This is a genomic window from Pseudomonas sp. P4_C3 (assembly GCF_056402075.1).
The window spans coordinates 1-8,502 of sequence record NZ_JBFUIC010000200.1; the positions used below are offsets into that span (position 1 = coordinate 1).

9 protein-coding genes are annotated in these 8,502 nt (G+C 57.8%); all 9 read left to right on the forward strand.

The window, feature by feature from the left end:
- A partial coding sequence (locus AC1DVH_RS22690; RefSeq protein ID WP_477755705.1) for a site-2 protease family protein occupies window positions 1–355 on the forward strand: 355 nt, incomplete at its 5' end.
- Between the two features lie 74 nt (window positions 356–429).
- Window positions 430–2,820, forward strand: a complete 2,391-nt coding sequence (gene bamA, locus AC1DVH_RS22695) for an outer membrane protein assembly factor BamA (protein ID WP_477755706.1) — start codon at window positions 430–432, stop codon at window positions 2,818–2,820.
- 45 nt (window positions 2,821–2,865) lie between these two features.
- Window positions 2,866–3,369 (forward strand): OmpH/Skp family outer membrane protein, encoded by a 504-nt coding sequence (locus AC1DVH_RS22700; protein ID WP_046041136.1) that lies wholly within the window; start codon window positions 2,866–2,868, stop codon window positions 3,367–3,369.
- 3 nt (window positions 3,370–3,372) lie between these two features.
- Window positions 3,373–4,428 (forward strand): UDP-3-O-(3-hydroxymyristoyl)glucosamine N-acyltransferase, encoded by a 1,056-nt coding sequence (lpxD, locus tag AC1DVH_RS22705; protein WP_108216664.1) that lies wholly within the window; start codon window positions 3,373–3,375, stop codon window positions 4,426–4,428.
- A 108-nt stretch (window positions 4,429–4,536) separates the two neighbouring features.
- Entirely contained in the window at window positions 4,537–4,977 is a 441-nt protein-coding gene (gene fabZ / locus AC1DVH_RS22710; protein ID WP_007978374.1) for a 3-hydroxyacyl-ACP dehydratase FabZ, read from the forward strand.
- Window positions 4,974–5,750 (forward strand): acyl-ACP--UDP-N-acetylglucosamine O-acyltransferase, encoded by a 777-nt coding sequence (lpxA, locus tag AC1DVH_RS22715; RefSeq protein ID WP_046041139.1) that lies wholly within the window; start codon window positions 4,974–4,976, stop codon window positions 5,748–5,750. The genes fabZ and lpxA overlap by 4 nt, the downstream gene beginning before the upstream one ends.
- A gap of 2 nt (window positions 5,751–5,752) precedes the next feature.
- The gene (gene lpxB / locus AC1DVH_RS22720) at window positions 5,753–6,883 is read left to right on the forward strand and encodes a lipid-A-disaccharide synthase (protein WP_477755707.1); all 1,131 of its coding nucleotides are present in this window, start codon (window positions 5,753–5,755) and stop codon (window positions 6,881–6,883) included.
- A gap of 11 nt (window positions 6,884–6,894) precedes the next feature.
- Window positions 6,895–7,521: a ribonuclease HII gene (gene rnhB, locus AC1DVH_RS22725; protein ID WP_477755709.1), complete on the forward strand. Its 627-nt coding sequence runs from the start codon at window positions 6,895–6,897 to the stop codon at window positions 7,519–7,521.
- A gap of 77 nt (window positions 7,522–7,598) precedes the next feature.
- The coding region (locus tag AC1DVH_RS22730; protein ID WP_477755708.1) for a PHP domain-containing protein at window positions 7,599–8,502 on the forward strand (904 nt) is incomplete at its 3' end.

The following is an 8,502-nucleotide window of genomic DNA, read 5'->3' on the forward strand; positions in this document are numbered from 1 at the left end:
CACCTGGACCATGAGCGTGCTGACCCTTGATTCTCTGAAGAAAATGTTGTTCGGCGAGCTCTCGGTAAAAAACTTGAGTGGACCGATAACCATTGCTAAAGTGGCGGGCGCTTCGGCCCAGTCGGGCGTTGCTGACTTCTTGAATTTCCTTGCTTATCTGAGTATTAGCCTGGGCGTTCTGAATTTGTTGCCCATTCCGGTACTGGATGGGGGGCATTTGTTGTTTTATCTGATCGAGTGGGCGCGTGGTCGTCCCTTGTCGGATCGGGTGCAAGGTTGGGGGATACAGATCGGTATCAGTTTGGTGATCGGGGTGATGTTGCTTGCTCTGATCAATGATCTGGGTCGACTGTAACGCTTCGCTGAATTGCGAATCTGCCGCATTTTGCGGCAGTTTGTTTATTGCCAGTTGGAATAAGAAAGGACTTCATGAAACGTCTGCTGCTAACTGCGGTTCTCACCGTATTGATGATCGCCGAAGTTCACGCCGAGTCCTTCACTATCTCTGATATTCGCGTCAATGGCCTTCAGCGGGTCTCCGCGGGTAGCGTCTTTGGTGCTTTGCCGTTGAACGTCGGTGAACAGGCGGATGATCGTCGCCTGGTGGAATCCACTCGTGCGTTGTTCAAAACCGGTTTCTTTCAAGATATCCAGCTGGGCCGCGATGGCAACGTCCTGGTCATCACGGTAGTCGAGCGCCCGTCTGTTGCCAGTATCGAGATCGAAGGTAACAAGGCGATCTCTACCGAAGACCTGATGAAAGGCCTCAAACAATCCGGTCTGGCCGAAGGCGAGATATTCCAGCGTGCCACCCTTGAAGGTGTTCGTAACGAACTGCAGCGCCAGTACGTCGCCCAGGGTCGCTACTCGGCTACCGTCGACACCGAAGTGGTGCCGCAACCGCGTAACCGCGTTGGCCTGAAGGTCAACATCAACGAAGGTACGGTTGCCGCTATCCAGCACATCAACGTGGTGGGCAACACGGTTTTCCCCGATGAAGACCTGATCGACCTGTTCGAACTCAAGACCACCAACTGGTTGTCGTTCTTCAAGAACGACGACAAGTACGCCCGTGAAAAACTGTCCGGTGACCTGGAGCGTCTGCGTTCCTACTACCTGGACCGTGGCTATATCAACATGGATATCGCTTCGACCCAGGTATCCATTACGCCGGACAAGAAACACGTCTACATCACCGTCAACGTCAACGAAGGCGAGAAATACACCGTTCGTGACGTCAAACTCAGTGGCGACCTGAAAGTCCCTGAAGACCAGGTCAAGTCCCTGCTGCTGGTGCAAAAAGGCCAGGTGTTCTCGCGCAAGCTGATGACCACCACCTCCGAACTGATCACCCGCCGTCTGGGTAACGAGGGCTATACCTTCGCCAACGTCAATGGCGTGCCTCAACCGCACGATGAAGATCACACCGTAGACATCCTGTTCGCGGTCGATCCGGGCAAGCGTGCTTACGTGAACCGCATCAACTTCCGTGGCAACACCAAGTCCGAAGACGAAGTGCTGCGTCGTGAAATGCGCCAGATGGAAGGCGGCTGGGCTTCGACCTACCTGATCGACCAATCCAAGACCCGTCTGGAACGTCTGGGTTTCTTCAAGGAAGTCAACGTTGAAACCCCGGCCGTGCCGGGTGTCGATGACCAGGTGGACGTCAACTACAGCGTTGAAGAGCAAGCCTCCGGTTCGATTACCGCCAGCGTCGGTTTCGCCCAGAGTGCCGGTCTGATCCTCGGTGGCTCGATCACCCAGAACAACTTCCTGGGTACCGGTAACAAGGTCAGCATCGGCTTGACCAAAAGCCAGTACCAGACGCGTTACAACTTTGGTTTTGTCGACCCCTACTGGACGGCTGATGGCGTGAGCCTGGGTTACAACGCCTTCTACCGCACCACCGACTACAACGACCTCGACGTCGATGTAGCGAGCTATGCCGTGGATAGCCTGGGTGCAGGGGTGAGCGTCGGCTACCCGATCAGCGAGACTTCGCGCCTGACCTTCGGCCTGACTGGGCAACAGGACAAGATCAAGACCGGTCAATACACCGTCGACGAGATTTTCGACTTCGTTAACCGTGAAGGCGATCAGTACCTGAACTTCAAGGCTTCGGCCGGCTGGTCCGAGTCCACCTTGAACAAAGGCGTATTGGCGACCCGTGGTCATTCTCAAAGCTTGACGGCGGAAGTTACCGTACCGGGTAGCGACCTGTCGTTCTTCAAACTCGATTACCGTGGCCAGTTGTTCCAGCCATTGTCTGACAACTACACCATGCGCTTGCACACCGAATTGGGTTATGGCGACGGTTACGGTTCGACCGATGGCTTGCCATTCTATGAAAACTACTATGCTGGTGGTTTCAACTCGGTTCGTGGCTTCAAGGACAGTACATTGGGGCCGCGTAGTACTCCGAGCCGCGGCGCACTCAGCACTGGCAACCCGGGTACTCTTGCTGACCCGGACCAGGATCCACTGCCGTTCGGTGGTAACGTCCTGATTCAAGGTGGTGCTGAGGTTCTGTTCCCGCTGCCATTCGTCAAGGATCAACGATCCCTGCGTACCTCGGTATTCTGGGATGTGGGTAACGTGTTCGACTCCAAGTGCGAGCAGACGACCAATACCAACCCTGCGTCGAAGTCCAACACGCAGTGCAACGATGTCAGTCTGAGCAACCTGGCCAGTTCCGTCGGTGTAGGTGTGACGTGGGTCACCGCACTGGGTCCTCTGAGTTTCGCGTTGGCCATGCCAGTCAAGAAACCGGATAACGCTGAGACTCAAGTGTTCCAATTCTCTCTTGGCCAGACGTTCTAAGCGTCTGTCCCAAAATAACGACAATGGATTTTGTAGGAGTGCATCGTGCGTAAGTTGACTCAATTGGTTCTCCTGGCGACCGTACTGGTAGCAGGTCCGGCGTTCGCCGACATGAAAATTGCTGTTCTGAACTATCAGATGGCTYTGCTGGAGTCTGACGCGGCCAAGAAATACGCCGTGGATGCCGAGAAGAAGTTCGGTCCTCAGCTGACCAAGCTCAAGGCGCTGGAAACCAGCGCCAAGGGCATTCAGGACCGCCTGATGGCCGGTGGCGACAAAATGCAGCAGGGCGAGCGGGAGCGTCTGGAGCTTGAATTCAAGCAAAAGGCCCGTGACTTCCAGTTCCAGTCCAAGGAGCTGAACGAAGCTAAAGCCGTTGCCGACCGTGAAATGCTGAAACAGCTCAAGCCGAAACTGGACAGCGCTGTGGAAGAAGTCATCAAGAAAGGTGCTTTTGACCTGGTCTTCGAGCGTGGCGCAGTGATTGATGTCAAGCCGCAGTACGACATCACTCGCCAGGTTATCGAGCGCATGAATCAGCTGAAGTAACCCATGACCGTGACCATTAAGCTCGGCCAGCTGGCCGAGTTCCTCGGCGCCACGCTACGTGGCGACCCCGAGAAAGCAATTACTGGGCTAGCCACCTTGCAGGAGGCTGGCCCAGCTCAGTTGAGCTTTCTTGCAAACCCCCAATACCGTAAGTACCTGGCAGGCAGTCAGGCTGCAGCGCTGTTGCTCAAAGCCGCTGACGCCGAAGGTCATTGCGGGGATGTGCTGGTGGTGCCGGATCCGTACGCAGCCTACGCGCGCGTTTCTCACCTGTTCGATCCCAAGCCCAAGGCCGCTGCCGGCATACATCCCACGGCAGTGATCGCTGCGGATGCGGTAGTCGATCCTGCGGCGAGTATCGGTGCTTTTGTGGTGATCGAAAGCGGTGCGCAGGTTGCAGCCGGTACGACTGTCGGCGCGCATTGCTTCATCGGTGCTCGCAGCGTGGTGGGTGAGGGTGGCTGGCTCGCGCCGCGTGTGACCCTGTATCACGACGTTCGCGTCGGCAAACGGGTCGTCATTCAGTCCGGAGCGGTGCTCGGAGGCGAAGGCTTTGGTTTTGCCAATGAAAAAGGTATCTGGCAGAAAATCGCCCAGATCGGTGGCGTGTTGATCGGCGATGACGTTGAAATCGGCGTGAATACAGCTATAGATCGCGGTGCGCTGGCCGATACCATCATCGGCAACGGTGTGAAGCTCGACAACCAGATTCAAATTGCCCACAACGTTCAGGTCGGTGATCACACCGCCATGGCGGCGTGCGTCGGGATCTCCGGCAGCACCAGGATCGGCAAGCACTGCATGCTCGCCGGTGGCGTAGGGCTGGTGGGGCACATCGACATTTGTGACAACGTTTTCATTACCGGGATGACCATGGTAACCCACTCGATTACCGAGCCAGGTGCCTATTCTTCCGGTACGGCCATGCAGCCGGCAGCCGAGTGGCGCAAAAGCGCGGCACGCATTCGTCAGCTCGATGACATCGCGCGACGTCTGCGCCAGCTGGAAAAGCAAGTAGGGGAAGTGACCCCTGACGGTAATGCTTCATCAGATGGCTGATACCATTTCCATATCAAGTGTGCACAGCCGCTAGACTGCCTCCTTGATTTGCTAGAGGGGTGCGCGTCAGTCGCGCGCTCCCAATCTTTACATAGGCTTCCCCCCGAAATGATGGACATCAACGAGATTCGCGAATACCTGCCTCACCGTTACCCGTTCCTGCTGGTGGACCGGGTAGTGGAGCTGGATGTTGAAGGCAAGCGCATTCGTGCCTACAAGAATGTCAGCATCAACGAACCATTCTTCAACGGTCACTTCCCTGCGCATCCAATCATGCCGGGCGTATTGATCATCGAAGCAATGGCTCAGGCTGCCGGGATCCTTGGTTTCAAAATGCTCGACGTGAAACCGGCCGACGGCACGCTCTATTACTTCGTCGGTTCGGACAAGCTGCGCTTCCGCCAGCCGGTTCTGCCAGGCGATCAGCTGATCCTTGAAGCCAAGTTCATCAGCTGCAAGCGTCAGATCTGGAAGTTCGAATGCCAGGCTTCGGTCGATGGCAAGCCTGTCTGCTCCGCTGAAATCATCTGCGCGGAACGCAAGCTATGAGTTTGATTGACCCTCGTGCAATCATCGATCCGACAGCCGTTCTGGCTGACGGCGTCGAGGTCGGCCCGTGGTCGATCGTCGGCGCAGGTGTGGAAATCGGCGAGGGGACAGTCATCGGGCCACACGTGATTCTCAAGGGTCCGACGCGAATCGGTAAGCACAATCGCATCTACCAGTTTTCCTCGGTGGGCGAAGACACACCTGACCTGAAGTACAAGGGCGAGGAAACCCGCCTGGTGATCGGTGATCACAACGTCATCCGTGAAGGCGTGACGATTCACCGCGGCACCATCCAGGACCGTTCGGAAACGACCCTGGGCGATCACAACCTGATCATGGCGTATGCCCACATCGGCCACGACAGCGTTATCGGCAACCACTGCATCCTGGTCAACAACACTGCACTGGCGGGCCATGTGCATGTGGAAGACTGGGCAATCCTTTCCGGTTTTACCCTGGTTCACCAGTATTGCCACATTGGCGCCCACAGCTTCTCAGGCATGGGGACGGCGATCGGCAAGGATGTTCCTGCCTATGTCACGGTGTTCGGTAACCCTGCCGAAGCCCGTAGCATGAACTTCGAGGGCATGCGCCGTCGCGGTTTCAGCGAAGATGCGATCCACGCGCTGCGTCGTGCCTACAAGGTGGTGTACCGCCAGGGTCTGACCGTGGAACAGGCGCTCGTCGAACTGGCCGAGCCTTCTGCGCAGTTCCCGGAAGTAGCGGTGTTCCGCGACTCCATCCAGTCTTCGACCCGCGGCATTACCCGCTAATCATGGCCAATCTGCGTATTGCGCTGGTAGCGGGTGAGGCTTCCGGTGACATTCTGGGTGCGGGTCTCATGCGCGCGCTCAAGACTCGTCACCCGGCTGTCGAGTTCATCGGTGTGGGTGGTCCGCTGATGCAGGCCGAAGGCCTGACCCCGTACTTCCCGATGGAACGTCTGTCCGTCATGGGCCTGGTGGAAGTGCTGGGCCGGTTACGCGAGTTGCTGGCACGGCGCAAGAAGCTGGTCGCCGACCTGATCGACGCGAAACCCGATGTGTTCATCGGTATCGACGCGCCAGACTTCAACCTCAATATCGAACTCAAGCTGCGTCAAGCCGGGATCAAGACCGTGCATTACGTCAGCCCGTCGGTCTGGGCCTGGCGGCAGAAACGGGTGCTGAAGATTCGCGAAGGTTGCGACCTGATGCTCACGCTATTCCCGTTCGAAGCTAAATTCTACGAAGAGAAGGGCGTACCGGTGCGGTTCGTCGGTCATACCCTGGCCGACGCCATTCCACTCGAAGCCGATCGCACCGCAGCGCGGGCCGAACTTGGTTTGCCTGACGGGCCGCTGGTGGCGTTGATGCCCGGCAGCCGCGGTGGTGAAGTTGGCCGACTCGGCGCGTTGTTCCTTGATACCGCCCAGCGCTTGCGTGCGCTGCGCCCGGGCGTGCGGTTTGTCATGCCTTGCGCCAGTCCGCAGCGCCGGGCTCAGTTGGAGGAGTTGCTGGCCGGTCGTGATCTGCCGCTGACCTTGCTCGATGGCAACTCCCATCTGGCCCTGGCAGCCTGCGACGCCGTGCTGATTGCCTCCGGAACCGCAACGCTTGAAGCATTGCTGTACAAGCGGCCGATGGTGGTTGCCTACCGTCTGGCGCCGCTGACGTTCTGGATTCTCAAGCGCATGGTGAAAAGCCCCTACATTTCATTGCCGAACTTGTTGGCCCAGCGTCTGTTGGTACCCGAGTTGTTGCAGGACGATGCCACGGTCGAAGCGCTGGCCCAGACCTTGTCACCGCTGATCGAAGGTGGTGAAGAGCAGACCCGTGGCTTTGATGAGATTCACCGGACCCTGCGTCTGGATGCCTCCAACCAGGCTGCGGACGCAGTTCTGAACCTGATCGGCCAAGTTAAATGAGTAAAACAAGCATGCAGATGGGGCTGGATTTCACCTTGGTCGCGCAAGTCGAAGAGTTGGTTGCCGGTGTCGATGAAGTCGGTCGCGGCCCGCTCTGTGGTGCGGTAGTGACAGCAGCGGTGATCCTTGATCCGAACCGCCCGATCCTCGGCCTGAACGACTCGAAGAAACTCACCGAAGCCCGCCGTGAAAAGCTCTACGACGAAATCTGCGAAAAAGCCCTGAGCTGGTGTATCGCTCGCGCCGAAGTCGAAGAAATCGACGAACTCAATATCCTGCACGCCACCATGCTGGCCATGCAGCGTGCGGTCGCCGGGCTGCATGTCCAGCCGAAACTGGCGATGATCGACGGCAACCGTTGCCCGAAACTGCCGATGCGCTCCGAAGCCGTGGTCAAGGGCGATAGCAAGGTTCCAGCCATCGCTGCCGCATCAATTCTGGCCAAGGTCAGTCGCGACCGAGAAATGGCTGCGTTCGAATTGATTTATCCGGGTTACGGTATCGGCGGGCATAAAGGCTACCCGACGCCCGTTCATCTGGAAGCGCTGGCACGACTTGGGCCGACCCCGATTCACCGGCGTTCGTTTGCTCCGGTGCGGCTGGCGTATGAGGCGCGGGAAGGTCTCATCGAGAGTTAGTCGCGAGGCTGATTTTTTTTACCAAGGCCCGGTACAATCCGGGCCTTGTTGTTTTCATGACTTAACGCAGGATCACTATGCCGGCTTCATTCGTTCACCTACGCCTGCACACTGAATACTCCCTGGTCGACGGTCTGGTGCGGATCAAGCCGCTGGTCAAGACCCTGGTCGGCATGAACATGCCTGCCGTAGCGGTCACCGACCAGAACAACATGTGTTCCCTGGTCAAATTCTATAAAAACGCCATGGGTGCCGGGATCAAGCCGATCTGCGGCGCCGACCTGTGGCTGTCGAACAAGGATCCGGACAACCCGCTGAGCCGGATCAGCCTGCTGGTGATGAACGCCGAAGGCTATCGCAACCTCACCGAACTGATTTCCCGCGGCTATATAGATGGTCAGCGCAATGGCGCGATCATCATCGAGCGCGAATGGGTCGCTGAAGCCAATGCGGGCTTGATCATGCTGTCGGCGGCCAAAGAAGGCGAGATCGGCCAGGCCATGCTCAGCGGCAACTCCGCCGAGGCCGAAACCCTTGCCCGCGAATGGATGGACGTGTTTCCGGATCGTTTCTACCTGGAAATCCAGCGAACCAACCGCCCGAACGATGAAGAACAGCTGCACGGCGCCGTGGCGCTGGCCGAGAAGCTCGGTGCGCCGCTGGTGGCGACCAATGACGTGCGCTTCATCAAGCAGGAAGACTTCGCCGCCCACGAAACCCGCGTGTGCATCGGTGAGGGCCGCGCCCTCGACGATCCGCGGCGTTCGAAGAATTACAGCGATCAGCAGTACCTCAAAAGCGCCGAGGAAATGGCCGAGTTGTTCAGCGATATTCCCGAGGCGCTGGAAAACACTGTCGAGATCGCCAAGCGCTGCAACATCGAAGTGAAGCTGGGCACGCACTTCCTGCCCAACTTCCCGATCCCCGATGGCATGACCATCGACGAGTACTTCCGCAAGGTGTCCTTCGACGGCCTGGAAG